Source organism: Stenotrophomonas sp. Steno-Z1 (assembly GCF_056393175.1).
Genome location: NZ_JBWJPB010000001.1, coordinates 222,697 through 249,151, shown reverse-complemented (window position 1 = coordinate 249,151; position 26,455 = coordinate 222,697). Strand labels below are relative to the sequence as shown.

General features: G+C 67.9%; 17 protein-coding genes. 10 read left to right on the top strand and 7 right to left on the bottom strand.

The features are described from left to right. Positions 1 to 14 precede the first annotated feature (14 nt). A complete protein-coding gene (gene ggpS / locus AC06FD_RS01030) occupies positions 15 to 2,300 on the top strand; it encodes a glucosylglycerol-phosphate synthase (protein WP_478077355.1) in 2,286 nt (761 codons plus the stop codon). A gap of 39 nt (positions 2,301 to 2,339) precedes the next feature. On the opposite strand, the gene blaL2 is transcribed toward ggpS, so the two are convergent. After that, the gene (gene blaL2 / locus AC06FD_RS01025; protein ID WP_449334631.1) at positions 2,340 to 3,242 is read right to left on the bottom strand and encodes a L2 family extended-spectrum class A beta-lactamase; all 903 of its coding nucleotides are present in this window, start codon (positions 3,240 to 3,242) and stop codon (positions 2,340 to 2,342) included. A gap of 206 nt (positions 3,243 to 3,448) precedes the next feature. Here blaL2 and AC06FD_RS01020 point away from each other — a divergent pair, with 206 nt between their 5' ends. Then, entirely contained in the window at positions 3,449 to 4,321 is an 873-nt protein-coding gene (locus tag AC06FD_RS01020; protein WP_478047254.1) for a LysR family transcriptional regulator, read from the top strand. A 117-nt stretch (positions 4,322 to 4,438) separates the two neighbouring features. On the opposite strand, the gene AC06FD_RS01015 is transcribed toward AC06FD_RS01020, so the two are convergent. Further along, positions 4,439 to 6,295 (bottom strand): ABC-F family ATP-binding cassette domain-containing protein, encoded by a 1,857-nt coding sequence (locus AC06FD_RS01015; protein ID WP_478076780.1) that lies wholly within the window; start codon positions 6,293 to 6,295, stop codon positions 4,439 to 4,441. Positions 6,296 to 6,651: 356 nt separating this feature from the next. Here AC06FD_RS01015 and AC06FD_RS01010 point away from each other — a divergent pair, with 356 nt between their 5' ends. Beyond that, positions 6,652 to 9,045 (top strand): TonB-dependent receptor plug domain-containing protein, encoded by a 2,394-nt coding sequence (locus AC06FD_RS01010; protein ID WP_259206377.1) that lies wholly within the window; start codon positions 6,652 to 6,654, stop codon positions 9,043 to 9,045. Between the two features lie 218 nt (positions 9,046 to 9,263). Further along, positions 9,264 to 10,964, top strand: a complete 1,701-nt coding sequence (ybaL, locus tag AC06FD_RS01005; RefSeq protein ID WP_478076779.1) for a YbaL family putative K(+) efflux transporter — start codon at positions 9,264 to 9,266, stop codon at positions 10,962 to 10,964. A gap of 104 nt (positions 10,965 to 11,068) precedes the next feature. Here the strand turns inward: ybaL and AC06FD_RS01000 are convergent, their stop codons facing one another. Further along, the gene (locus AC06FD_RS01000) at positions 11,069 to 12,382 is read right to left on the bottom strand and encodes an O-acetylhomoserine aminocarboxypropyltransferase/cysteine synthase family protein (protein WP_259206380.1); all 1,314 of its coding nucleotides are present in this window, start codon (positions 12,380 to 12,382) and stop codon (positions 11,069 to 11,071) included. 123 nt (positions 12,383 to 12,505) lie between these two features. Then, positions 12,506 to 13,078, bottom strand: coding sequence for a hypothetical protein (locus AC06FD_RS00995; protein WP_478076778.1), 573 nt, complete (start codon positions 13,076 to 13,078; stop codon positions 12,506 to 12,508). 229 nt (positions 13,079 to 13,307) lie between these two features. On the opposite strand from AC06FD_RS00995, the gene AC06FD_RS00990 reads away from it, so the two are divergent. Next, complete coding sequence (locus AC06FD_RS00990; protein ID WP_478076777.1) at positions 13,308 to 13,958, top strand: hypothetical protein; 651 nt, start codon at positions 13,308 to 13,310, stop codon at positions 13,956 to 13,958. 267 nt (positions 13,959 to 14,225) lie between these two features. Here the strand turns inward: AC06FD_RS00990 and clpB are convergent, their stop codons facing one another. Continuing rightward, positions 14,226 to 16,811 carry an ATP-dependent chaperone ClpB gene (gene clpB / locus AC06FD_RS00985; RefSeq protein ID WP_259206383.1) on the bottom strand — a complete coding sequence of 862 codons (2,586 nt, stop codon included), beginning with the start codon at positions 16,809 to 16,811 and terminating at the stop codon, positions 14,226 to 14,228. A gap of 182 nt (positions 16,812 to 16,993) precedes the next feature. Here clpB and AC06FD_RS00980 point away from each other — a divergent pair, with 182 nt between their 5' ends. The 4 genes from AC06FD_RS00980 (at position 16,994) to AC06FD_RS00965 (ending at position 22,467) form a co-directional block, all read left to right on the top strand. Next, positions 16,994 to 17,488: a sigma-70 family RNA polymerase sigma factor gene (locus AC06FD_RS00980; protein WP_478076776.1), complete on the top strand. Its 495-nt coding sequence runs from the start codon at positions 16,994 to 16,996 to the stop codon at positions 17,486 to 17,488. Beyond that, positions 17,478 to 18,449 carry a FecR domain-containing protein gene (locus tag AC06FD_RS00975; RefSeq protein ID WP_478076775.1) on the top strand — a complete coding sequence of 324 codons (972 nt, stop codon included), beginning with the start codon at positions 17,478 to 17,480 and terminating at the stop codon, positions 18,447 to 18,449. The genes AC06FD_RS00980 and AC06FD_RS00975 overlap by 11 nt, the downstream gene beginning before the upstream one ends. A gap of 87 nt (positions 18,450 to 18,536) precedes the next feature. Further along, complete coding sequence (locus AC06FD_RS00970; protein WP_478076774.1) at positions 18,537 to 21,305, top strand: secretin and TonB N-terminal domain-containing protein; 2,769 nt, start codon at positions 18,537 to 18,539, stop codon at positions 21,303 to 21,305. Positions 21,306 to 21,354: 49 nt separating this feature from the next. Continuing rightward, positions 21,355 to 22,467, top strand: coding sequence for a cytochrome-c peroxidase (locus AC06FD_RS00965; protein ID WP_478076773.1), 1,113 nt, complete (start codon positions 21,355 to 21,357; stop codon positions 22,465 to 22,467). On the opposite strand, the gene AC06FD_RS00960 is transcribed toward AC06FD_RS00965, so the two are convergent. After that, positions 22,462 to 23,802 (bottom strand): retropepsin-like aspartic protease, encoded by a 1,341-nt coding sequence (locus AC06FD_RS00960; protein WP_478076772.1) that lies wholly within the window; start codon positions 23,800 to 23,802, stop codon positions 22,462 to 22,464. The genes AC06FD_RS00965 and AC06FD_RS00960 overlap by 6 nt on opposite strands. Before the next feature lie 120 nt (positions 23,803 to 23,922). Here AC06FD_RS00960 and AC06FD_RS00955 point away from each other — a divergent pair, with 120 nt between their 5' ends. Next, a complete protein-coding gene (locus AC06FD_RS00955; RefSeq protein ID WP_394161194.1) occupies positions 23,923 to 24,633 on the top strand; it encodes a glutathione S-transferase in 711 nt (236 codons plus the stop codon). A gap of 106 nt (positions 24,634 to 24,739) precedes the next feature. Here AC06FD_RS00955 and AC06FD_RS00950 read toward each other — a convergent pair whose 3' ends face one another. Beyond that, positions 24,740 to 26,329: a SulP family inorganic anion transporter gene (locus AC06FD_RS00950; protein ID WP_259206392.1), complete on the bottom strand. Its 1,590-nt coding sequence runs from the start codon at positions 26,327 to 26,329 to the stop codon at positions 24,740 to 24,742. Positions 26,330 to 26,455 lie beyond the last annotated feature (126 nt).

The window sequence follows — 26,455 nt, the reverse complement described above, 5'->3', positions numbered from 1 at the left end:
CACCGACCCCTGCGATTCCCACCCGTACACCGCCGGCCCGGTCGGCACCGCACCTCATCCTCGCCACCGACCTGGATGGCACCTTTCTCGCCGGCGATGCCGCCGCGCGCCATCGCCTGTACCGGCTGGTCGACCAGCACCCCGGTATCGCCCTGATCTTCATCACCGGCCGCGGCCTGGAAGCGGTGATGCCCCTGCTCTCCGACCCGGCCATTCCGCGCCCGGACTACGTGGTCTGCGATGTCGGCGCCACGGTGGTCGACGGCCGCACCCTGCAGCCGCTGCAGCCCCTGCAATCGATGATCGACGCGCACTGGCCCGGCGAACAGGCCGTCGCGGCGGCGATGCGGCCGTTCACCGCGCTGCAGCGCCAGGATGTGCCGCAGGAACGCCGCTGCTCGTATTTCTGCGATCCACAGACGCTGGCGCCCCTGCGCTCGCAGATCCAGGCGGCCGCACAGGCGCTGGGCTGCGATGTGCTGTATTCGGCCGACCGCTACCTGGACATCCTGCCGCCGGACACCGACAAGGGCCGCACCCTGGCCGCGCTTGCGCGCCTGCTGGAACTGCCGCGCGACCGCATCCTGGTGGCCGGCGACACCCTCAACGATCTGTCGATGTATACCTCCGGTTTCCGCGGCGTATGCGTGGGCGATTCGGAGCCGGCACTGACCGCGGCGACCGCCGACCTCACGCACACCTTCCACGCGCAGGCGCCCGGCTGCGGCGGCATTCTCGAAGCGATCGAGCACTTCGGCCTGCTGCCCGCCGACGATGCCTTCCTGTACCCACCGGTGCAGGCGCGTGCCGACGGTGCCGACCTGGTGATGGTCTACCACCGCATGCCGTTCGATGAAGTCATGGAAGACGGCGTGCTGGTGCAACGCCCGCCGCGCTCGCCGAACGGCATCATTCCCTCGCTGCTGAGCTTTTTCGAAGGCGGCCAGAAAGGCTCGTGGGTTGCGTGGGGGATCGACGAGCCCAAGCGCGGCCCGTTCCAGACCCACATGGCCGTGGACGCCGAGCGCTACCCCACCCTGACCGCCGCACGCGTGCCGCTGAGCAAGCAGGAGGTGGACATCTTCTACAAGCGCTTCTCCAAGGAAGCGTTCTGGCCGATGCTGCATGTGTTCTGGGAACGTGCGCGCTTCCGCGAAGACGACTGGCAGGTGTTCCTCAAGGTCAACCGCAAGTTCGCCGAGGCCACCGCCGCCGAAGCCGCGCACGGCGCCACCGTATGGATCCACGACTACAACCTGTGGATGGTGCCGGCCACGCTGCGCGAGCTGCGCCCGGACCTGAAAATCGCCTTCTTCCACCACACCTACTTCCCCTCGGCCGACGTGTTCAACGTGGTGCCGTGGCGGCGCGAGATCATCGGCAGCCTGTTGTCGTGCGACTACATCGGGTTCCACATCCCGCGCCAGGTGGAGAACTTCGTGGACGTGGTGCGCGGTGCGGTACCGACGGAGCGACTGGCCTGGGAAAGCTGCGCGCCGCGCTTCCTCACCTACGGCTGCGCGGTGGGCCTGGACACCATGACCACGCGCCTGCGCGTGGGCGACCGCGAGATCGCGCTGGGCGCGCACCCGGTCGGCACCGACCTGCGCCGCATCCATAGCGTGCTGGCCCGCAGCGATGTGCGCAACGACATCTTCAAGCTGCGACGTGAGATCGGCGCGCGCAAGCTGGTGCTGTCGGTGGAGCGGCTGGATTACACCAAGGGCACGCTGGCCAAGCTGGAAGCCTTCGAGCGCCTGCTCGAACAGCACCCCGAGCGCCAGGGCAAGGTCACCCTGCTGATGGTATGCGTGCCGGCGGCCCGCGAAATGACCGTGTATCGCACGCTGCAGAACCAGATCGAACAGGCGGTGGGCCGCATCAACGGCCGTTTTTCACGCCTGGACTGGACCCCGGTGCGGTTCTTCGCCCAGGCATTGCCGTTCGAGCAGGTGGTGGCGCATTACGCGGCCGCGCAGGTGATGTGGATCACCCCGCTGCGCGATGGGCTCAACCTGGTGGCCAAGGAATTCGTCGCCACCCATGGCATCGAAGGCAGCAGCGGCGTGCTGGTGCTGAGCGAATTTGCCGGCGCGGCGGCTGAACTCAAGGGCGCGGTGCTGACCAATCCGCACGATCCGGCCGACCTCACCGCCGGGCTGCTGCAGGCACTGTCGATGCCCGACGAGGAAGCCACCGGTCGCATGCGCCAGCTGTTCGGCAGCGTGGAGTATTACGACGTGGACCGCTGGGGCCGCGATTTCCTGGAGGCGGTGCGCACCAGCCACGCCGACGCGTAACCCGGCCCGGGCGTGGCTGACGCCGGCCTGCGGCGGGGATCAGCCCCCTGCGCGGATGCGTTGCTCGGCGAGCACGGCCACCTGGCGCAGCACGTCGTTGCGGCCGGCATCGTCCACGGTGGCGCCCTGCAGGTAGCTGGTCAGCACCCACGGTGCGCCGCCGGCCACGGGCCACAGGATCGCGATGTCGTTGGTGGTGTCTTCGCCATTGCTCCCGGTCTTGTCGCCCACCCGCCACGCCTTGGACAGCCCCGCGCGAAGGCGCGCGTCACCGGTTTCGTTGTCGATCAGCCAATCGGCCAGTTGCTGGCGGGAGGCCGGCGCCAGCACCGGCCCCAGTACCAGGCGGTGCAGGCTGGCGGCCATCGCCGCCGGGCTGGTGGTGTCGCGCGGATCGCCCGGCGCAAAGCGATTCATGTCCGGCTCCAGCCGATCGTTGCGGGTCACCGCATCGCCGGTGTCCCGCAGGAAGCGGGTCACCGCCGGTGGCCCACCGACCACGCCGAGCAGCAGGTTGGCCGCAGGATTGTCGCTGGTGACCATCGTGGCCCGGCACAGGTCGCGCACGCTCAGGTCCTTGCCGATATGCCGGGTGGTGACCGGTGCATGCGAGAGCATGTCCTGCTGGCGCACCGGCACCCGCCGATCCAGCGCCAGCGCACCGGCATCCGCCTGGTACAGGACGGTCGCGCACAACGCGAACTTGAAGGTGCTGCACATCGGGAAGCGCTCGTCCTGGCGGTGGCCGATGCGCTGCCCGCTGCCGGTATCCAGCAGGGTCACGCCGAGGCGACCGCCGCTGGCGGCCTCCAGCGCCGCGAAGTCCTTGGCGGCCGCCGCCGGCGCGGGCGCGACGGGCGGCACCTTGGCGAGCGCGGAAGCGGCCAGCGCCGAGGCAGCGGCGGCCCCGGTCCAATGCAGGAACTGTCGTCGAGCGAGCATGTGGGATCTCCAAGGGGAGGCGGAAGTATTCACGCCGTGGCCGCGACGAACCAGCGAGCATTTTCAGGGAGAGCCATTAGCCAGGATAATGCCTCGCCGCAGTGAACGCGGCGCCGCTGGATCGAGAGCGTGACCCTATCGCCCCCGGGCGGGTGCAGGTCGCCGAATCAATGCGATCATCCATCATCCCTTCTCACGGCTCGCCCATGATCCGCCCCCAGCTGCCACTCAACGCACTGCGTGCCTTCGAGGCGGCCGCGCGCCACCAGAACTTCACCCGAGCCGCGCTCGAGCTGTGCGTCAGCCAGGCGGCGCTGAGCCACCAGATCCGGGCGCTGGAGGACCGCCTCGGGGTGTCGCTGTTCAACCGGCTGCCACGCGGGGTGGCGCTCACCGACGAAGGCGCGCGACTGTACCCGGTGCTCAACGAGGCGTTCGACCGCATCGCCGTGAGCCTGGACCGGTTCGTCGGCGGGCACTTCCGCGAGGTCCTCGGGGTGGGCGTAGTCGGCACGTTTGCCACCGGTTGGCTGCTGCCACGCCTGGCGGGCTTTGCCGCCCTGCACCCGGACATCGAGCTGCGCGTGCAGACCCACAACAACCGCATCGACCTGGCCGGCGAGGGCCTGGACATGGCCATCCGCTTCGGCGATGGCGACTGGCAGGGCCAGGTCTGCACGCCGGTGCTGGACGCACCGTTCGCGCCGCTGTGCGCACCCGCGGTGGCGCGCGCGCTGCGGCATCCGCGTGACCTAGCCAACGTGACGCTGCTGCGGTCCTATCGCAGCGACGAGTGGCCGCGTTGGCTGCAGGTCGCGGGGGTGGCCGAACTGGAGGCGCGCGGGCCGGTGTTCGATTCCTCGTTGACCCTGGCCAGCGCGGCGGCGTCCGGGGCCGGCGTGGCCCTGCTGCCGCTGAAGATGTTCGAGCAGGACCTGGCGCAGGGGCGGCTGGTGCAGCCGTTTACGCCGACGCTCGAGCTGGGGCGGTACTGGCTGACGCGCTTGCGCTCACGCGCCGAGAGCGACGCCGCGCGGCGGTTCCGGGCATGGTTGGAAACACAGGATCCCACGCGCTGAACCGCATAGGGCCACGCCATGCGTGGCCGGCGCAACGCCGCCGCCCGGCGCATCCACGCATGGCGTGGATCTACGCAGGATGCGGCACGTCCCCGCGTGCCGCATCACCCACCGCGATCAGGCGTCCAGCAATTCCATCCACGCCTGCTCGGCCTTGCCGAGCAGGGTGGCGGTCGCTTCGCGGTCACGGCCAAGCACGGCCATGCGGGTCGAATCGGCGTAATTGGCCGGGTCGGCCAGCTGGCGGTCCAGGTCGGCCAACAGGGCTTCCAGTTCGCCCACCTTGGCTTCGGCAGCGGCCAGCTTGTGCGGGTTGGCCGGCTTCCGGGCCGGCAGCGGCGGCGGCGGCGGCACCGGTTCCGGCGCGGCGGCGGCCATCTTCTGCTTGGTGCCCTGTGCGGCGGGCCGCGAGCGCAGCCACGCCGCATACGCGTCCAGGTCGCCGTCGAACGGCTCGACCACGCCATCGGCCACGCGCCAGAAGGTGTCGCAGACCAGGCCGATCAGGTGGCGGTCATGCGAGACCATCACGATCGCGCCCTCGAAGTCGGCCAGCGCTTCGGCCAGCGCTTCGCGCATTTCCAGGTCAAGGTGGTTGGTCGGTTCGTCGAGCAGCAGTACGTTGGGCTGCTGGTAGGCGATCAGCGACAGGGCCAAGCGCGCACGCTCGCCGCCGGAGAAGCCATCCACCGGTTCGAACGCACGATCCCCGGCGAAATTCCACTTGCCGAGGAAATCGCGGAAGGTCTGGTTCGGTGCATCCCGGTCCAGGTCGCGGAAGTGCTCCATCGGCGACTGGCCTTCGTGCAGCGACTCCACCGTGTGCTGGGCGAAGTAGCCGATGCGCAGGTCCGGGTGCGCGGCGCGCTCGCCACTCAGCGGGGCCAGCTCACCGACAAGCGTCTTCACCAGCGTGGTCTTGCCCGCGCCGTTCGGGCCCAGCAGGCCGATGCGCTGGCCGGCTTCCAGGCCGAAGCCCACGTTGTGCAGGATCACCGAATCGGCGCCGTAACCGGCGTCGACGTGGTTGAGGCGGATCAGCGAGAACGGCAGCTTGGCCGGCGGCGAGAACTCGATGCGGAACTCGCGCTCGGCGCGCACCGCCTCGGTGCCGGCCAGCTTGGCCAGGCGCTTCATGCGGCTCTGCGCCTGGGCGGCCTTGCTGGCCTGCGCCTTGAAGCGGTCGATGAAGCTCTGCAGGTGGGCGCGCTCGGCCTGTTCCTTGTCGTGCGCGATCTGCTGCTGGCGCAGCTGTTCGGCGCGCTGGCGCTCGAAGTCGGTATAGCCGCCCGGGTACAGCTTGGCGCCACCGCCATGCAGGTGCAGCGTGTGGGTGGCCACGTTGTCGAGGAACTCGCGGTCATGCGAGATCAGCAACAGGGTGCCCGGGTACTTGAGCAGCCACTGTTCCAGCCAGAACACCGCGTCCAGATCGAGGTGGTTGGTCGGTTCGTCGAGCAGCAGCAGGTCGCTGGGCATCATCAGCGCGCGCGCCAGGTTCAGGCGCACGCGCCAGCCGCCGGAGAACGAGGACACGGCCCGCGAGTGCGTCTCGGCCGGGAAGCCCAGGCCGTGCAGCAGCTTGCCCGCCCGCGCTTCGGCGTCATAGGCGCCGATCTCGGCCATCTTCTGGTGCGCGGTGGCGACCGCCTCCCAATCTTCGCGCGCGGCCGCATCGGCCTCCATGCGCATGACGGCGGCCACCTCGGTGTCGCCCTCCAGCACGAACTGCAGCGCCGGATCCGGCAGCGACGGGGTTTCCTGGGCGACGCTGGCGATGCGGACCTTGCCGGGCAGGTCGACATCACCCTTGTCCGCCTCCAGCTCACCCTTCACGGCGGCGAACAGGCTGGACTTGCCGGCCCCGTTGCGGCCGACCACGCCGACGCGGTACCCCGCGTGCAGGGTCAGGTCGACATTGGACAACAGCAGCCGCTCGCCACGGCGCAAGGCGAAGTTACGAAGGGAAATCATCTTGGGGGGTCCATATAACGGAATGGAATGTGCTGGTAAGCACCCTTCCTGCGACGTAATTCTAACGTTAACGAATACTTGACGCGCCCCGGGATGCGCGGCAGGTCTCGTTCTCTCTCCCACGACCCTGCCCGCGCTTCCCCGGGACCCTCCCGTTGAACCCGCCAACTGACCTGCATATTCACGTAAATGGTTGCTGCTGCAACGTTTTTTGGATTATGGCAGGCATTTGACAAGCGATGAATATCCCGTTAATTCGTTTATTGCGCACCGCAACACCCGCCTTCGCCGACCCCGCCCCACCCCGTCGCGATGTCGTTCCGGTGCCGCGCCATTCCTACCGGAGCCCCACCCTGATGAACCGCAAGACCAGTACGCTCGCCGCCGCCGTCGCTGTCGTCCTCGGCGCGTCCAGCTTCGCCGCCCTGGCCCAGGACGCGCCTGCGCGCACCGCGGCCAATACGCTGGACACCATCATCGTCACCGGCACCCGGGTGGCCGACCGCACCGTGGCCGAGTCGCAGTCCCCGATCGACATCATCACCCCCGAAGCCCTGCAGTCCACCGGCACCACCGAGCTGGCCACCGCACTGGCGCGTGCCCTGCCCTCGCTGAACTTCCCGCGCCCGGCGCTGACCGACGGCACCAGCGGCATCCGCCCGGCCCAGTTGCGCGGCCTCTCCCCGGACCAGGTGCTGGTGCTGGTCAACGGCAAGCGCCGGCATACCTCGGCGCAGATCAACGTCAACGGCAGCATCGGCCGCGGCTCGTCGGCAGTGGACATCAATGCGATCCCGATCGCGGCCATCGAGCGCGTGGAAGTGCTGCGCGACGGCGCCTCGGCCCAGTACGGCTCGGACGCCATCGCCGGCGTGGTCAACATCGTGCTCAAGGGCTCCGCCTCCGGCGGCAGCCTGGCCGTGGATGCGGGCCAGTACTCGGCCGGCGACGGCAACAAGTACCAGATCTCCGGCGATGCCGGGATCGGTTTCGCCGACGGTCGCGGCAGCGTGCACGTGGCCGGGCAGATCCTGCAGCAGGATGAAAGCAACCGCGCCGGTCCGTACCTGGGCACCACGCCCAACACCGGCAACTTCCCCGATATCGGCCAGAAGACCTTCGTCGTGGGCGACCCGCAGGTGGACGCCACCGCCGCGTCGGTCAACGCCAGCTTCCAGTTCAACGACCATGTCTCGGCCTATGCCACGGCGATGGCCAGCAACCGCGACATCACCTCGTTCGCGTTCTACCGCTCGCGCACCAACAGTGGCCAGGGCGCGCTGCTGGCGCAGACCTATCCGGACGGCTTCGTGCCGCAGATCAACCAGTACTCCAAGGACCGCTCGCTGGTGGCCGGGGTCAAGGGCGACACCGACAACGGCTGGACCTGGGACGTGAGCGCCAACCACGGCGAGAACACGATCGACTTCCACACCCGCAACAGCATCAACTACAGCCTCGGCCTGACCAGTCCGCGCTCGTTCTACGACGGTGCGCTGAAGTACACCCAGGACATCGTCAACGCCGATCTGACCAAGTCGCTGGACTGGGGCCTGGCCTACCCGGTCACGCTGTCCTTCGGCGGCGAGTACCGCCGCGAAAAGTGGGAACAGTCCGCCGGTGAAGCCAATTCGTACTTCGGCAGCGGTGCGCAGGGCTTCGGTGGATTCACCCCGCTCAACGCAGTGTCCAACGACCGCCACAACTACGCGGTGTATGCCGGGCTGGAGGCAGACCTCACCGACAAGTTCTCGGCCGGCCTGACCGGTCGCTACGAAGACTATTCGGACTTCGGCGACAAGTTCTCCGGCAAGCTGTCGGCGCGCTACGCGTTCACCGACAAGGTCGCCCTGCGCGCCACCGCGTCCTCCGGCTTCCGCGCGCCGTCGCTGGCCCAGCAGAGCTACCAGGCGGTAACCAGCACGATCGTCAACGGCGCCTTCGTCGAACGCGGCACCTTCCCCACCACCAGCCAGGCCGCGCAGGCACTGGGGGCCAGCCCGCTCAAGGCCGAAAGTTCCACGTCCTACAGCCTGGGCCTGGTGCTGCAGCCGGTCGAACGCCTGTACCTGACGGTGGATGCGTACCAGATCGACATCGACGACCGCATCGTGCTGTCCACCAACATCACCACCAATGCGGCGGCCAACTCGCTGCTCAGCGGGCTGGGCCTGCCGGGCGTCACCGCGTTCTCCTACTTCACCAACGGCGTGGATACCCGCACCCGTGGCGTGGATGCGGTGTCCAGCTACAGCATTCCCTTCAGCGCCAGCACCCTGGAACTGACCGCGGCCTACAGCTACAACGAAACCGAGGTCAAGAAGTTCATCGCCTCGCCGCCGGTGTTCGGCACGCTGGGCATCACCCAGTCGCTGATCGGTCGCGATGAGATCGGCCGCATCGAGGACAGCTACCCGCGCGACAAGACCATCCTCAGCGGCACCTGGCGCAGCGACCATTGGGACCTGAACCTGGCCGCCACGCGCTACGGCAGCTTCACCGTGCGCAACTCGGCCACCGCACTGCGTGACCAGACCTACGACGCCTCGTGGGTGCTGGACGCGTCGGTCAGCTACAAGCCGAGCGAGAACTGGGCACTGACCCTGGGCGCGGACAACCTGCTGGACGAGTACCCCGACCGCACCGTGGACCTGCAGAACTCCACCTGGGGCATGTTGCCGTACAGCAACTACTCGCCGTACGGGTTCAATGGCGCGTACGTGTATGGCCGCGTGACCTACAAGTGGTAAACACCTCTGCCTGATGACCGCCATGCCCCGGTACACCGGGGCATGTGCGTTTGGGCCGTGCAAATACGGGGATCTGCGCATTCATCGCTCCCCCCGTCCTTTGTCCGGGACAGCACATCACCTGACCATGGGGACATACCAGCATCGCCGCACGCAGTGTTTGCCCGGATCGGCCGCATCGGTGAAAATCGGGACATCCCCTATTTCTGCGAGCCCCGATGCACCATGACACCGACCTGATCAACATCGTCGCCGTTGGCCTTGGGCTCGCCTTCATCCTGGGCGCGCTGGCCAACAAGCTGCGTTTGTCTCCCCTGGTCGGTTATCTGGTTGCGGGCATCTGCGTAGGGCCGTTCACCCCTGGCTTCGTGGCCGACCAGGCGCTGGCCAACCAGCTGGCCGAGATCGGGGTGATGCTGCTGATGTTCGGCGTTGGCCTGCATTTCTCGCTGAAAGACCTGATGGAGGTCAAGGCGATCGCCATCCCGGGTGCGATCGGCCAGATCCTGGTCGCCACCCTGCTCGGCTGGGGCTTGGCCGCGTTGATGGGCTGGCCGGTGATCTACGGCGTGGTGTTCGGTTTCTCGCTGGCCACCGCAAGTACCGTGGTGCTGCTGCGCGCGATGGAAGAACGGCGCCTGCTGGAAACCACGCGCGGCAAGATCGCGATCGGCTGGCTGATCGTGGAAGACCTGGCCTGCGTCCTGGCCCTGGTGATGATGCCGGTCCTGGCCGGCGTGTTCGGCCCGGATGCGGCCAATGAAACCCATACCATCGGCAGCGTGCTGGCCAGCATCGGCTGGACCTTCGTGCAGCTGGGCCTGTTCGTGGCGGTAATGCTGGTGGTCGGGCGCCGGGTGATCCCGTGGATCCTCGAGCGCATCGCCGGTACCGGCTCGCGCGAGCTGTTCACCCTGGCCGTGCTGGCGATCGCGCTGGGCGTGGCCTTCGGCTCGGCGATGCTGTTCGGGGTGTCGTTTGCGCTCGGTGCATTCTTCGCCGGCATGCTGCTCAACGAATCGGAGCTGAGCCACAAGGCGGCCAATGATTCGCTGCCGCTGCGCGATGCGTTCGCGGTGCTGTTCTTCGTCTCGGTGGGCATGCTGTTCAATCCGGCGATCCTGATCGAGCACCCGTGGCAGGTATTGGCGACCGCGGCGATCATCATGTTCGGCAAGTCCGCCGCCGCGTTCGTGATCGTGCGCGCGTTCGGGCACCCCACCGGCACCGCGCTGACCATTTCGGCTAGCCTGGCGCAGATCGGCGAATTCGCCTTCATCATCGCCGGCCTCGGCGTGACCCTGAAGATCCTGCCGCCCACCGGCCAGGCGCTGGTGCTGGCCGGTGCGCTGATCTCGATCATGCTCAACCCGCTGGTGTTCGGGCTGCTCGACCGTTGGCTGGCCAAGCACCAGGAAACCACCCCGACCGCCGTCGAGATCGAACTGCCGCCCGGGCCGTCGCTGGACCTGCACGACCACGCCATCGTGATCGGCTACGGCCGTGTCGGCAGTGCGCTGGCCCAGGTACTGCGCGATCGCGGGGTACCGGTGCTGGTGATCGACGACAACAAGGAACACGTGGCCGAGGCGCACGCGGCCGGCCTGCCCGGCATCCGCGGCAGTGCCGCCTCGGACAAGGTGCTGGCCGAGGCCCATCCCGAGCGCGCCAAGATCGCGGTGCTGGCCATCCCGCAGCCGCTGGAAGCGGGCGAAACCCTGGCCAAGCTGCGCGCGCTCAACCCGGGGCTGACCCTGCTGGCCCGCGCGCACAGCGATGCCGAAGTGAAGCATCTGCTCGAGCACGGCGCCGACGGCACGGTGATGGCCGAACGCGAACTGGCGTATTCGCTGGCCGAGATGGTGATGGCCACCCCGCCGTACCGCACTCTGGGCAAGCACAGCATCCCGGTGGTGTAACGCCGCTGGCGGCGTGTCGCGTCGCATTCGGGCTCCGCGCGTGACCGATCCTGCGCAAAAACCCCACGGCGGTCGGCCCGCACCGACCGCCGTGGGTCCCGCCTCTACGCCTTGGACAGGGCCTGGGCCAGATCGGCCAGCAGGTCGTCGATGTGTTCGATGCCGATGGACAGGCGAACGGTGTCTTCACTCACGCCGGCCCTCTGCAGCTCGGCCGCATCCAGTTGCCGGTGCGTGGTGGAGGCCGGATGCGTGGCCAGCGACTTGGCATCGCCCAGGTTCACCAGCCGGGTGAACAACTGCAGTGCATCCAGGAAGCGCGCGCCGGCCGCACGCCCGCCGGGCAGACCGAAGGTGAGCACGCCGGAGCCGTGGCCGCGCAGGTACTTCTGCACCAAGGCATGCTCAGGGTGATCGGGCAGCGCCGCGTAGTTCACCCAGTCGACCTTGGCGTGGTCGCGCAGGAACGCGGCCACCGCCAGCGTGTTGGCGTTGATCCGGTCCATGCGCAGCGCCAGGGTCTCGATCCCTTGCAGGATCAGGAAGGCATTGAAGGGCGAGATCGCCGCACCGGTGTTGCGCAGCGGCACCACACGTGCACGCCCGATATAGGCCGCCGGGCCAAGCGCCTCGGTGTAGACCACGCCGTGGTAACTCACGTCGGGCTCGTTCAAGCGCGGGAAGCGCTGCTTGTGCTCGGCCCACGGAAAGCGTCCGGCGTCGACGATCGCCCCGCCCAGGCTGGTGCCATGGCCGCCCAGGTACTTGGTCAGCGAATGCACCACGATGTCGGCACCGAAGTCGAACGAGCGCTGCAGGTACGGGGTGGCCACGGTGTTGTCGACGATCACCGGCACCCCATGCGCATGGGCGATCCTGGCCACCGCTTCGATATCGGTGATGTTGCCGCGCGGGTTGCCGATCGACTCGACGAACACCGCCTTGGTGCGTTCGTCGATCAGCGCGGCGAAGGCGTCCGGGTCGTCGTAGGCGGCGAAGCGGGTCTGGATGCCGAACTGCGGCAGGGTATGCGCGAACAGGTTGTAGGTGCCGCCATACAGCGCGCTGGAGGAGACGATGTTGTCACCGGCTTCGGCGATGGTCTGGATCGCGTAGGTGATGGCGGCCTGCCCCGAGGCCAGCGCGAGTGCGCCGATACCGCCTTCGAGCGCGGCGATGCGCTGCTCCAGCACGTCGGTGGTGGGGTTCATGATGCGCGTGTAGATATTGCCCGGCACCTTCAGATCGAACAGGTCCGCACCGTGCTGGGTATCGTCGAAGGCATAGGCCACGGTCTGGTAGATCGGGACCGCCACCGCGCGGGTGGTGGGGTCCGGGGTGTAGCCGCCGTGGACGGCGATGGTTTCCGCCTTCCACTGCGGTGCTGGGGCCTGCCCTTGACTACCGTGCTCTGCCATCACGCCTCCTCCGGTTGAATGCGGACGATAGCGCAGCACAGCACCGCCGCACGCGTCGGCTCATGCCGATTACGCATGGGCTTGTAAGCGGCGGTGATCTACGCTGCGGCCGGCACCGCTGCATCAGGGACAGGAGTGCTGCGCGTCCTTCTCATTGCAGACCTTCACCTGGCTGAGGTAACGCACCCAGGTGGTCATCTGCTCGCGATCCGGGACGAAACGGAAGGCCTTCTGCACCACGTACAGACTGGCCTGGCCCTGGATGCCCTTGAGCCAGGTGTACTCCGGCTTGCCTGTCTGCGCGTTGTTGGGGCAGATCATCTGCGCCACCGCAATCGGATAGCCGTTCTCCACGTCCTCAAGGATCAAGGTCACGCTGGCCTCCGGGCAGGCCTGCATCCAGCCCTTGCCGATGATGTCCAGGAATTCGCGCGGCGGCACGTGCGCCGAGTCGCGGAACTGCTGCACGGTGAGCAATTCCGTCCAGTGCTGCACGTCCTGCCCCTTGGGAACGAACTCGAGGATCCGGTTGCCGGAGCCGGGCTGGGTCGCCTCATAGCCCTGCACATAGTCCGCGGTGGTGGGGCGCAGTAACACTTCGGAACTTGCTGCGGTGGCGGCCTCCTGTGCGTGGGCCGTTGCCAGCATCGACAAGAGAGTGGCAAGGCAGCCGGCGAGGGGCAACGTGCGAGACATGGGCAATCCTTGTGGAGTGAATATCCGTCTTGATCCTCAGCGGCCTGGAAACCACGGGCCAGTGGGGCGAAGGAAGCCTAGCGCGGCAAGGGGGGATGCAGGGGAAACCGCGTCTCGCAGGGCGCAATTTCAGAGAATCCCTACCCTTCTGCCGGCTTGGAATCGCGCACAATTCTCTCGACAGGCCTGACATCGAACAGGGTGGGCACAGACCCGTCCCGGAGTGGCAATGAACGCAACTGCCCCAGTGGTTCAAAGAATGCGGCGGCGCCTGAGCACGGGCGCAGTCGTGTTGGCCGCTCTTCTGCTAGCAGGCTGCTCTGAGCCAACGTATCCACCCTATGCGCTTGATCCGCACCCCAAGGATGCGGTTGAAATCCTCATCAAGGTGGAAAACGGGCCCAACGGCCTGGAGGCACATCAAGCACGCGCCTCTTACCACGTGGCCAACCAGAACTGTCTGCCGGAGGTCACCAACCTTCAAGGTGTGCAGCAGGCGCCAGCAACTTACGCGGTCACCTTGCCGGTCAGGGACCTCGGTGATGGCAAGTATTCTTTCGTCCTGTTTCTCGATCAGATGTCCGAGAAGGATTACTACGGGCGCGGCCCCTGCCGCTGGGAGCTGGCGCTGGCTTGGGCCGATTTCGAATTACCCGATGTCAATGAGCGCGTCTACTTCCGCGCGAGCTCCACAAGTGAAGCGCTGGAGCAAGGCGTGGTGACACGCTACCTGCCAAGGCATGTCCATGCACAGGACGATGGAAGGCCCTACCTGGCGAACAGCATCAGCGAAGACGAGCTCGATTCGCTTGCACAAGCGCTCAAGCAAGAAGCCTTCAGCATTCATATGGCTGCAGCCAGCAAAGCACGCCTGAAATGAATCCAAGGACCCACGTCAAACTATCCGACGTCGCACATACCTCACCGACCATGGGCCACGATGGGAAAAACGCTCCCGTCAAAGTGGATGGCATCACGTAGAAAGCCATCGCACGCAGAGACACCTGCTCCGGAGAAAAGGGAGCGAGAGATCAGGGCGCCGCAACGAGGACATTCACGGTCGCGCGGGCGCGGATTCGGCACCGAGGGCCCGTACCGCGAAGTACGCCCCCGCCCGTAGGCAGGGGCGTGTTCACGTGCGCCGGGCTCAGCCCTTCACGAACACCAGCTTGCCCTCGGCCGCATCGACCTGGATCACGTCGCCGCTGAGGAACTCGCCGGACAGGATCTTCTGCGCCAGCGGGTTTTCCAGCTGCGACTGGATCGCACGCTTGAGCGGGCGCGCGCCGTAGACCGGATCGAAGCCGACGTTGCCCAGCAGCTGGAACGCCGCATCGCTCACCTCGATGCGCAGGTTGCGCTCGGCCAGCCGCTTCTCCAGGCCCTGCATCTGGATGCGGGCGATCTGCTTGATCTGCACCTTGTCCAGCGGGTGGAACACCACGATGTCGTCCAGGCGGTTGATGAACTCCGGGCGGAAGTGCGCCTGGACCACGCCCATCACCGCGGCCTTCATCTGCGTGTAGGCCTCCGGGCTGTCATCGCCGCTCATGTCCTGGATCTGGTGCGAGCCCAGGTTGGACGTCATCACGATGACGGTGTTGCGGAAGTCCACGGTGCGGCCCTGACCGTCGGTGAGGCGGCCATCGTCGAGCACCTGCAGCAGGATGTTGAACACGTCCGGGTGCGCCTTCTCCACCTCATCCAGCAGGATCAGCGAATACGGGCGACGGCGCACCGCCTCGGTGAGGTAGCCGCCCTCTTCGTAGCCCACGTAGCCCGGGGGCGCACCGATCAGGCGGGCCACGCTGTGCTTCTCCATGAACTCGCTCATGTCGATGCGGATCATCGCGTCGGTGCTGTCGAACAGGAACTCGGCCAGCGCCTTGCAGAGCTCGGTCTTGCCCACGCCGGTGGGGCCCAGGAACAGGAACGAGCCGCTGGGACGATCCGGATCGGAGAGCCCGGCGCGCGAACGACGCACGGCATCGGACACCACCTTGATCGCCTCTTCCTGGCCCACCACGCGGTCATGCAGCATGTCTTCCATGCGCAGCAGCTTGTCGCGCTCGCCTTCCAGCATGCGGTTGACCGGGATACCGGTCCAGCGCGAAACCACTTCGGCGATCTCCTCGGCGGTGACCCGGTCCTGGACCAGCTTGAATTCGGTGGTCTCCACTTGCTGCGCCGCGGCCAACTGCTTCTCCAGCTGCGGCAACTGCCCGTACTGGATCTCGCTCATGCGGCCAAAATCCTGCCGGCGCTGGGCCGATTCCAGCTCCAGCCTGGCCTGCTCGATCTGCTCCTTGATCCGGGTGGCGCCCTGCAGCGTGGCCTTCTCCGACTTCCAGATTTCGTTGAGGTCGGAGAACTCGCGCTCCAGCGCATCGATATCGCTCTCCAGGTCGGCCAGGCGCTGCCGCGAGGCCTCGTCCTTCTCCTTCCTGAGCATCTCGCGCTGGATCTTCAGCTGGATCACGCGACGCTCCAGGCGATCAAGCTCCTCCGGCTTGGAGTCGATTTCCATGCGGATGCGCGAGGCGGCTTCGTCCATCAGGTCGATGGCCTTGTCCGGCAGCTGGCGGTCGGCGATGTAACGATGCGACAGCGTGGCGGCCGCGACGATCGCCGGGTCGGTGATTTCCACGCCATGGTGCACGGCGTACTTTTCCTTGAGCCCGCGCAGGATCGCAATGGTGTCCTCCACGCTGGGCTCGCCCACCAGCACCTTCTGGAAGCGGCGCTCCAGCGCGGCATCCTTCTCGATGTACTTGCGGTACTCGTCCAGGGTGGTCGCACCCACGCAGTGCAGTTCGCCACGGGCCAGCGCCGGCTTGAGCATGTTGCCGGCATCCATCGCGCCATCGGCCTTGCCCGCGCCGACCATGGTGTGCAGCTCGTCGATGAACAGGATCACCTGCCCTTCGCTCTTGGCCAGGTCGTTGAGCACGGCCTTGAGGCGCTCTTCGAATTCGCCGCGGAACTTGGCGCCGGCGATCAGCGCGCCCATGTCCAGCGACAGCACGCGCTTGCCGCGCAGGCCTTCGGGCACTTCGTCGTTGATGATGCGCTGGGCCAGGCCTTCCACGATCGCGGTCTTGCCCACGCCGGGTTCGCCGATCAGCACGGGGTTGTTCTTTGTCCGGCGCTGCAGCACCTGGATGGTGCGGCGGATCTCTTCGTCGCGGCCGATCACCGGGTCCAGCTTGCCGCTCTCGGCGCGCGCGGTCAGGTCGATGGTGTACTTCTCCAGCGCCTGGCGCTGTTCTTCGGCGTTTTCCGACTGCACGCTTTCACCGCCGCGGATCTTGTCGATCGCCGCGTCGATGCGGGTCTTGTCGGCACCGGCGGCGCGCAGCGCCATGCCCAGCGTGCCGCTGTCGTCCAGTGCGGCCAGCACGAACCACTCGCTGGCGATGAAGGCATCGCCGTGCTGCTGGGCCAGCTTGTCGGTGTTGTTGAGCAGACGGTTGAGGTCGTTGCCGATGGACAGGTTGCCTTCCTGCCCGGAGACCTTCGGCAGCGCATCGAGCGCCTCGTTGAGGCGTTCGCGCAGCACCGGCACGTTGACGCCGGCCTGGGACAGCAGCGGGCGCGTGCTGCCGCCCTGCTGGTCCAGCAAGGCGGTGAACACGTGCACCGGCTCGATGATGTTGTGGTCGCGGCCCACGGCCAGCGACTGCGCGTCGGCCAGCGCCTGCTGGAAACGCGAGGTGAGTTTGTCCATCCGCATGGGGAGTTCCTCTTTCGTGTCATGGCCAGCGTGGCTGGCAGATGTAACGGATATGCGGTTGTCGCGCAGTGATTCAAGACAAATCGGCACTGGCAATACAGCGTCGGTATTGCCATACTTGCGAATCATTCTCATTCCCATCAATACGGGTGCGGCGCCGTCCGCGCTCCCAAGGCACTCCCATGCAGGCACAGCGCGAGCACCTGGTCACCCTTTACCGGGACCACCGCAGTTGGCTGCATGGCTGGCTGAGCGGGCGCGTGGGCTGCCGCGAGACCGCCGCCGATCTCACCCAGGACACCTTCATCCGCCTGCTCCAGGACCGCGACCTGGCCGCCCTGCGCGAACCCCGCGCGTTCCTCACCACCGTGGCACGCGGACTGGCCGCCAACTGGTTCCGCCGGCAATCGCTGGAGCGCGCCTACCTGGACCAACTGGCCGCCCTGCCGGAGGGGGTGGTGCCGTCGCTGGAAGACCAGGCGCTGGTGCGTGAAGCGCTGCAGCAGATCGATGCGATGCTCGATGGCCTGCCCATGGCGGCGCGCCAGGTCTTCCTGCTGGCCCAGTTCGAGGGCCTGCGCTACGAGGCCATCGCACAGCGGCTGCACCTGTCGCTGAGCACGGTAAAGCGGCACATGAAGCGGGCGTTGGTCGGCTGTCTTGCCCATGCCGGCTGAACACCCGGGCAGCGGCGAGCCCCTCCCGCGCGAGGCGCTCGAACAGGCCGCCGACTGGCTGCTGCGCCTGCATGACGATGACAGCCCGGGCACGCGCGCCGCCTGCGAACGCTGGTGTGCGCAACACCCCGACCATGCACGTGCCTGGCAGCGCGCGCGGCACCTGCAGGCGCTGGTGGCGCAGGTACCCGGTGACTGGGCATTGCCGGTGCTGGGCCGGCCGCAGGATCGGCAGCGTCGCGCAGCGATCAAGCGCATTGGCCTGTGGCTGACGCTGGTGCCGGGCGCCTGGCTCGGGTGGCAGATGGTTGCGCGGCCCTCGCCCGGGCAGGCCGAACGGACCGCCATCGGCGAGCGGCGTCGCGTGATCCTGCCCGACGGAAGCGCGCTATGGCTGGACACCGACACCGAGGTGCGCGTGGAGGTCGATCCGCTCCACCGTCGGCTCCGGCTCGAGCGCGGCCAGCTGCAGGTGGACACCGCCGTGGATCGTCATGCGCCCGCGCGTCCGTTCGAGGTGGTTACCGTACACGGTCGGGTACGTGCACTCGGCACGCGCTTCAACGTTCGCCTGTCCACACACCGCACCCGCCTTGCCCTGTTCGATGGCGTGCTTGAAATCCACGCAGGTACCCGTCCTGCGTGGCGGCTGGCATCCGGGCAGCAAGCCTGGTTCGACACCGCGGGCCGCCACGCCAGCGAGGCGCTGGATGCCAGCGTCGCCGCCTGGACCAGAGGCATGCTCGAGGTCGATGCCCGGCCGCTGGGCGAGGTGCTCGCCGCGCTGTCCCGATACCGCCGGGGCGTCCTGCGCTGCGATTCCCGGATTGCGGCGATGCCGGTTTCCGGCGCCTACCCGCTGGACGACAGCGAGCGCAGCCTCGCCCTGCTCGAAGCCACCTACCCCGTGCGGATACACCGCAGCGCCGGCGGCTGGTGGGTCGTGGTCGCACCGGGTTGAGGGTTCGCGGCTGGTTTCTGCGCCGGGTGACACTTTTTCCGTGTTCGCGGGGCAAGTAGGGGAATCCTTCTCATTCCATCGCCCTCCATGACCTCCCGTCCTGCCCTGATTGCCCGCAGCGCCCTGTCCTTGGCCCTGATGGCCACCCCGATCTTCGTCCATGCCCAGCCCGCGCCGCCTGGCCAGGCCCACGCCGCGGTGCCGCTGGGCCGAGCCCTGTCCGGGTGGGCCGGCCAGCACGGCGTGGCGCTCGCGTTCGACCCGGCACTGACCGCCGGGCGGCAGGCGCCCGCGCTGGCCGCGGGGACGACGCTGGAGGAAGGCTTCGCCCGCCTTCTCGATGGCACCGGCCTGCAGGCGGTGCGGCGGCGTGATGGCAGCTACGCCCTGGAGCCTGCCGCCGCAGTGCCAGCGCCGCGCGGACGGATGCCGGCGCTCAAGGTCGGCGGACTCACCCAGCCGGCGTTCCGCTACAGCGAGGGCCTCGCCCTGGAAGCGGATTACCTGCAGGCGCAGGTCGCGGGCAACGGCGACATCGGCAGCATGCTGCGCATCAACCCCGCCGTGCAGTTCGACAACGCCCAGCTGAGCAGCTATACGCCGGGCGACATCAGCCCGGCCGAGATCAGCATCAACGGAGCGCAGTTCTACCAGAACAGCTTCCTGGTGGATGGCATGAGCTTCAACAACGACATCGATCCGGGCCAGGAAGGGTCGCCCTACCGCCTGTTCGCCGCGCCCGGTGGCAGCCAGGCGCTGGCCCTCGATACCGACCTGCTCGACACGCTGACGGTGCTGGACAGCAACGTCCCGGCCGCCTATGGCGGCTTCTCCGGGGGCGTGGTCGACGCCAGGCTGCGCCGCCCCAGCGACGTGTTGTCGGGCAGCATTTCGCATCAGATCACGCGGTCGGCATGGACGCGTTACCACATCGCCGAAGCAGACGCGGAGAACTATGCCAACGCCTCGTCGTGGGGCGACGGCCAGCCCGAGTTCGACAAGGCCATCACCCGCATCACGCTGGAAGGTCACCCGAGCGAGCGTGTCGGCCTGCTCGCCAATTTCACCCGCAAGCGCTCCACCATCCCGACGTACTTCTATTCGTCCCACCTCGTGGACGACTACGGTCGCGAGAAGGCGATGCAGCGGCGCGAAACCACCCAATCGCTGCTGAAAGGCGTATGGGACGTCAACGAACGGCTGACCGTGGATGCCACGCTGACCCACACGCCAACGGAGAACCAGTTCTTCCGCTCCAACATCCGCCGTGCCGGCATCCGGATCGAGACAGGCGGCACCCTGGCGTCGTTGCGCGCGGCATGGACCACGGACTGGGGCACCGTGACGCAGCAACTGGGCTGGTCGGACACCGAACAATCGCGCGATGCCGAGCAGGACGACTACATGACCTGGTCGCGCTCGACCAGCAAGGACTGGGGAACCACCGCGCTTACCCTCGAAGGTGAATTCGGTGATATCGAACAGCGCCAGAAGCGACTCCAGTACAAGCTCGACCTCAAGACCGATGCCCTCCAGGCATTCGGCGGGGAGCATCGCCTCGGTGCCGGCGTGTTGCTGGAACGCGATGACTTCCGCTACGCGCGGCTGACCGAGAGCAGCACCTACACCACGCCGGCGCGCACCAGCACCTGTACCAACCGCGCCGGCGTCACCGATGCCCTGACCTGCGCGATGGGCACCACCGCCAGCGGCTGGCCCGGCCAGTACCTGACCCGGCGCACCCGCTACACCACCGGTGAGATCGGCTTCGACACCGAAACCTACGGCATGTATGTCGAAGACGACATGCGTTTTGGCCCGGTCTCGGTGCGCCCCGGCCTGCGCATCGAGCGCGATACCTACATCGGTCGAACGACCGTTGCCCCACGACTGGCCGCCAGCTGGGCGGTCCGCGACGGCACCCTGCTCACGGCGGGCGCCAACCGCTACTACGATCGCGACATCGCCACCTGGCGGTTGCGCGACGGCGTCAACCGCCTGCGCTACAACAGCGAGCGTCGCACCAGCCTCGACAGCGACTGGACCGTGGGCACCCAGGCCAGCAACGACACCCATTTCGATCTGGACCGGGTCGGATACGCGGACGAGTTGATGCTGGCCCTGCGCCAGGACTGGGCAGGTCTGCGCGTCAACCTCAAGGCGGTCAACCGCAGGTACCGCGACCAGGTGATCAAGGTGCAGGGCCGGACGCTGGATCAGCAGGTCGACGACCCGACGCTGGCCACCAGCTACGACACCTGGACCAATGGCGGCCGTGCCGAGACCAACATCTACTCGCTCACCGTGCAGCCGCTGCGCAATCTGGCTTGGGGCGGCACGCGCTCGACGGCGCTGCTCGCGCTGGACTGGACCGATCAGCGCAGCACCCTTCCCGACTACGATGACCAGTCCGATCTGTTCTACCAGAATCCCTGGATCCGCTACGACGGCGACTTCATTCGTTACCGGGATCTGCCGCCGGACAACTACAACCGCCCCTGGACCGCGCGCCTGAGCACGATCACCCGGATCGACCGCTGGAACCTCACGGTGAGCAACCTGCTGCGTTACCGCGCCGGCTACCGGGCCATCCGCGATACCGGCAGGAACGTCCTGTTCGACGGCGAGGCCGCGCGCGTGTGGGAACAGCAGTCCTATTCGCCCGCGCTGACGTGGGACCTGCGGTTGGCCTGGGAGCAGCCGTTGCCCTCCAGCGCCGGCCGCATCTTTGCCAACGTCGACGTGACGAACCTGCTCGACAAGGCCAACGCCTATGGCGAGTCGAGCAGTGCCACCCGCACGGTGCTGTACGAAACCGGCCGCCAGTTCTGGCTGGAGCTTGGCTATCGTTTCTGACTGCGCGAATCGCCGCCGGCGGCCATGCCATCGGCGTTGGCTGCCCGCGGTGCTTGCCCTGTGCCTGGCGCTGGGTGGCAGCCTGCCGGTCGATGCGCGCCGCGACGCCGCGCCGGCCGTTCCATTGGACTGCCAAGCGGGCACGGTCGAACCGGGTGCCGACTGCCTGCGCCGGTTGTACGCGCGTCCCAGCACGCAATGGCCTGCCCCCCACGTCGACCCCGGCGTGGACTGGCAGGAACTGGCCCCCCTGCCGCTGCCACCCCAGCCCCGGGACAACCCCACCACGCCGGGCAAGGTCGCCCTCGGCGAACGCCTGTTCAACGAGCCGCGCCTGTCCCGTTCCGGCCAGATCGCCTGTGCCAGTTGCCACGAGCGTGACCTCGGGTTCGCCGATGGCCGGCGCGTGTCGTTCGGACATGACCGCCAGCCCGGGCGTCGCAACGCGCCCAGCGTGGCGATGGCCGGCCATGCGCAGACGCTGTTCTGGGACGGGCGCGCAACGACGCTGGAAGACCAGGCACGCGCGCCCATCGCCGATCCCAGGGAAATGGCCTTCAGCGTCGACGCGGCCGCCGCGCGGCTGCGCCAGGACGCCAGCTATCGACGGCAGTTCGCCGCGGTGTTCGGCAACGAGCGCGTGGACAGCCGGCAGCTGGCCCAGGCCATCGCCGCGTTCGAGCGCAGCCTGACGCCCGTCCGCAACCGCTTCGACCGCTTCCTCGGTGGCCAGTCCCGCGCCCTGGATGACCAGCAGCTGCGCGGCCTGCACCTGTTCCGTACCCGCGGCGGCTGCATGAACTGCCACGGCGGGCCGGCGCTTACCGACAACGCCTTCCACAACCTGGGCCTGCATCTCCACGGCCGCGCACGCCAGGACCTGGGCCGCTACGAGGTCACCGGCGATGCTGCCGACAGCGGCCGCTTCCGCACCCCGTCGCTGCGCGGCGTGGCGGGCACCGCCCCGTACATGCACAACGGGATGCTGCCGCGCCTGGACGGCGTGCTGGCGTTCTACAACGTCGGCGGCGGCAAGCCGCGTGCGCCCGTGATGCCTGCCGCCGGTGCCCCACCGTTCCCGCAACCGGACCCGCTGCTGCGCCCATTGGGCCTGCAGCGCGACGAGCTGCAGGCCATCGAGGCGTTCCTGCGCACGCTATGACCGCGCCTGACCGGCGGCGGCCGCCCGCGGCGTCGGCGCAGGCAGCAGCGACGGCTCGACGGGTCGCTCGATCAGACAGCCGTAGGTGCTCTGCATGTCCATGTACAGGTCATAGCGCGCGGTGACCCCGTAACCGATCCGCCACGAGCTGGCAAACAGGTCCGGCGCCTGGAACGCCACGTCCACCGGGATGTTGAGCACCTTGTCGTTGATCATCACCGGGGTGCTCGCCTCGGCGTACTCGATATCCTCGGCGCCGCCGGTGGTGATCACGTTCTTGCGCCGGATCGAGGCGGCCGGGACCGCGCTGCGCGGCGCGCCACGCATCTGGAACGCGCCATTGAACCCGGTGTCGACCAGCATCAACTGGTTCTTCTCGCCGCTGCGGATCGGGTAGCGTTGCTGGAAGAACGGTCCCCACAGCGACGACGTGGTCGCCATGCGCCGCTTGCAGTCCACCGGGGTCTGCGCTGCCAGCAGGGTCAGCGACTGCCGGGAAATGCGCACGCGGCCCAGCGCGCGCAACACGTCCAGGCCGATCAGGTTGACCTCGCGTCCTTCCTCGCTGTTGAACGATACCTCCCGCACCGTCACCCCGTTGAGGACCAGGTCGGCCGGGGCCACCAGGCCCGCCATCCGCACCTTGCCCGGGGCATCGTCCACCACCACGAAGTCCTCGGTCACCGCCAGCCCCAATGCCTTGGCCGCGCTGCGGCTGAGGTGGGAACGGGCCGCGCCGGTATCGAGCAGGAACGTCAGCGACTGCGCCTGGCCGTCGCCGCCCTTGACCGTTGCGGTGAGCGAGGCCAGCTCGTTGCTGGGCTGGATCGGCACGTCCACGTCCGCGCCGCGCGGTGCAACCGGCCATGCGCTGCGTGGCCAGTCGACGAAACGCTCCAGCCGCGGTCGGGCGATGTCGGCGATCTCCGCCTCGCTCTTGAGCATCGGTTTGATGGTCTGTGCGTACGCGCTGCGCACCTGCTGCATGTGCCGCGCCCAACCCGCGATATCGCCCTCGATCAACGCGTTGCCGGCCAGCGTGGCCTCGCAGAGGAAGGCCATGCCCTTGACCGTCTCCGGCGAACTGGCGGCCACCGCCTCGAGGCAGGCCCGGGCCGCCCGGTTGGCATTCTCCAGCTCGCCGCGTACGCGGTAGTAACCCGCGCCCCCGAGCTTGCCGGCCGCACCGGGGGCCTTGCTCATTTTCTGCAGCGTGCCGAGCTCCGCGGTCATCACCGCACGGCTGTAGCCGTAGCCATCGCTGAACACGCTGACCTGTGCGTGCGCGACACACGGCGCCAGCAAGGCACCTGCCGCCCATACCCAATACCGCATCGTGTCACTCCTGTGGTCGATGTGTGCCTGCACCGGACCCTATCACGGCCACCACGACACGATCACGTGCGCTTTGCACGCCCGCGCCGAAGCTGTGGGCTGTCCTTGCGGAGCACCGCGATGCATTACGAGCTTTATTACTGGACCGGCATCCAGGGGCGTGGCGAGTTCATCCGGCTGGCGCTGGAGGATGCCGGTGCCGCCTACACCGACATGGCGCGGGTGCATGGCGATGCGGTGATGCAGCCGTTCCTGGACGGCAAGGAGGACGGCCTGCAGCCCTTCGCGCCGCCGTTCGTAAAGAGTGGCAGGCAAGTGATCGCGCAGGTCGCGGCGATCCTGGATCACCTGGGTCCCGACCTCGGCCTGGTTCCCGACGCCGCCTCGCGCCGCCAGCAGGCGCTGCAGTTGCAGTTGACCATCGCCGACCTGGTGGCCGAGGTGCACGACACCCACCACCCGATTTCCATGTCGCAGTACTACGAGGACCAGAAGCGCGAAGCCAAGGCCCGTGCAGCGGGCATGCGCGGTGAGCGCATGCCCAAGTTCCTCGGCTATTTCGAGCGCGTGCTCAAGGACAACGGCGAGCGGCATCCGCTGCGCGAACATTCCTACGTGGACCTGTCGCTGTTCCAGGTGCTGGGCGGCCTGGAGTACATGTTCCCGCGGCGCATGCAGGCGCTGTGGCCCACGTTGCCGCTGTTGCGCGCGCTCAAGGACCGGGTGGAGCGACGACCGAACATCGCCGCCTACCTCGCCTCCGAACGCCGCCTGGCATTCAACACCAACGGTATCTTCCGGCACTACCCGGCGCTGGATGGCGAGACCTGATCTACGCCGATCGACCCGGATCGATCGTGCCGGCCGTTGGCCGGCCACCAGGCGGTACGGCGGCCGCATGGCGCCGGCCAGCGGCCGGCGCTTTCCGCGCCCGTGTTCAGCGCTCCTGTTTCTGCAACGACAGCAGCGCCAGCAACCCGGCCAGCGCCACGTACGCGCCAGCGAACTGCCACATGATGCTCTTCGGCAAGCCCACCAGCTGCCACGGCAGGTAGATGCCGCCGCGCGGGTCCACCGAGTGGATCAGCCCGAACAGGGTCAGCGCCGCGGCCACGAGCAGTACCCCCGACGCGCGCAGCAGGCGGCCATCGATCATCGCCACCACCGCCGCGATCCACAACATCGAGGTGATGATGAAGCCATTGCCCAGGGTGAAGATCACCGCCAGCTCCGGCAGGCCATGGCCGTCCAGCGTGCTGGTCATGGCCGCCAGCTGCGCCGGGGCGATCCAGCCCGGTGCCTTGATCGCCAGTAGGTAGGCCACCGAGGGCAGGAAGCCCAGCACCATCGCACCGGCATGCTCGCGCGGGGTGGCCTGGAATGCCTGGGTGGTGATGTCGATGGCCACGTACACGATGATCGGTGCCAGCACCGCCAGCGGCAGCCACTGCACCAGCCCGGAAATCACCCCGAGCATGCCGCCGATGCCCACGAACAGCCCGGTCAGCAGCGTATAGCCGCTGCGCGCGCCCATGTGCTTGTAGGCCGGCTGGCCGATGTACGGGGTGGTCTGCGCGACGCCGCCGCACAGTCCGGCCACCAGCGTGGCCACGGCTTCCACCAACAGGATGTCGCGGGTGCGGTAGTCGTCGCCCGCGGCGCGCGCGCTCTCGGACACGTTGATGCCACCCACCACCATCAGCAGGCCGAACGGCAGCAGCAGCGGCAGGTAGGTGAGCGCGGTCGGCAGGCCGTCGATGAAGCCCAGCGTGGGCCACGGCAGCACCACCTGCGGCGGCGTCCAGTCCGGCACCTTGAAGCCTGGCGCGCCGAGTCCGGCCAGGCCGAGGCCGTAGTACAGGAGCGTGCCGAACACGAAGGCGACCAGCACGCCGGGCGCGCGGATCGGCAGCGTGCGCTTGGCGATCAGCACGTAGAGCAGCAGGCCCAGGGTGACGAAGCCGACGATCGGCGAACGCAGGGTTTCCAGCAGCGGCAGGAAGCCCATCAGCACGATCGCGATACCGGCGATGGAGCCCAGCAGCGACGCACGCGGCAGCGCGCGGGTCACCGCTTCGCCGAAGAAGGACAGGATCACCTTCAGCACGCCCATGATCACCAGCGAAGCCATGCCCAACTGCCAGGTCGCGATGGCCGCATCGTGCGGGGCCAGTCCCTGCGCCTTGAAGGCGAGGAAGGCCGGGCCAAGGACCAGCAGGGCCATGCCGATGCTGGTCGGCGCATCCAGGCCCAGCGGCATCGCGGTGACATCCTCGCGCCCGGTGCGGATGGCCAGGCGGCGCGCCATCCAGGTGTACAGCACGTTGCCGACCAGCACGCCGAACGCCGTGCCGGGGAACATGCGCCCGAATACCACGTCGGGCGGGAACTGGAAGATGCCGACCAGCGCCATCGCGATGAAGCCCAGGATCGACAGGTTGTCGACCACCAGACCGAAGAAGCCGTTGAAATCGCCGGCGACGAACCAGCGAGGGGGTCCGGAACGGACCGGGGCGGGGGCGGACATGCGCGGTACTGCCGTGGGGAGGGGGTAGCCGATGGTAGGGCCTCGCCGCCGGCAACAACAGGCACATGGATGGAACGCCGGGGGTACGCGCCATCGCATTACGCCCCGGCGGGCCCTTCCGGCGTG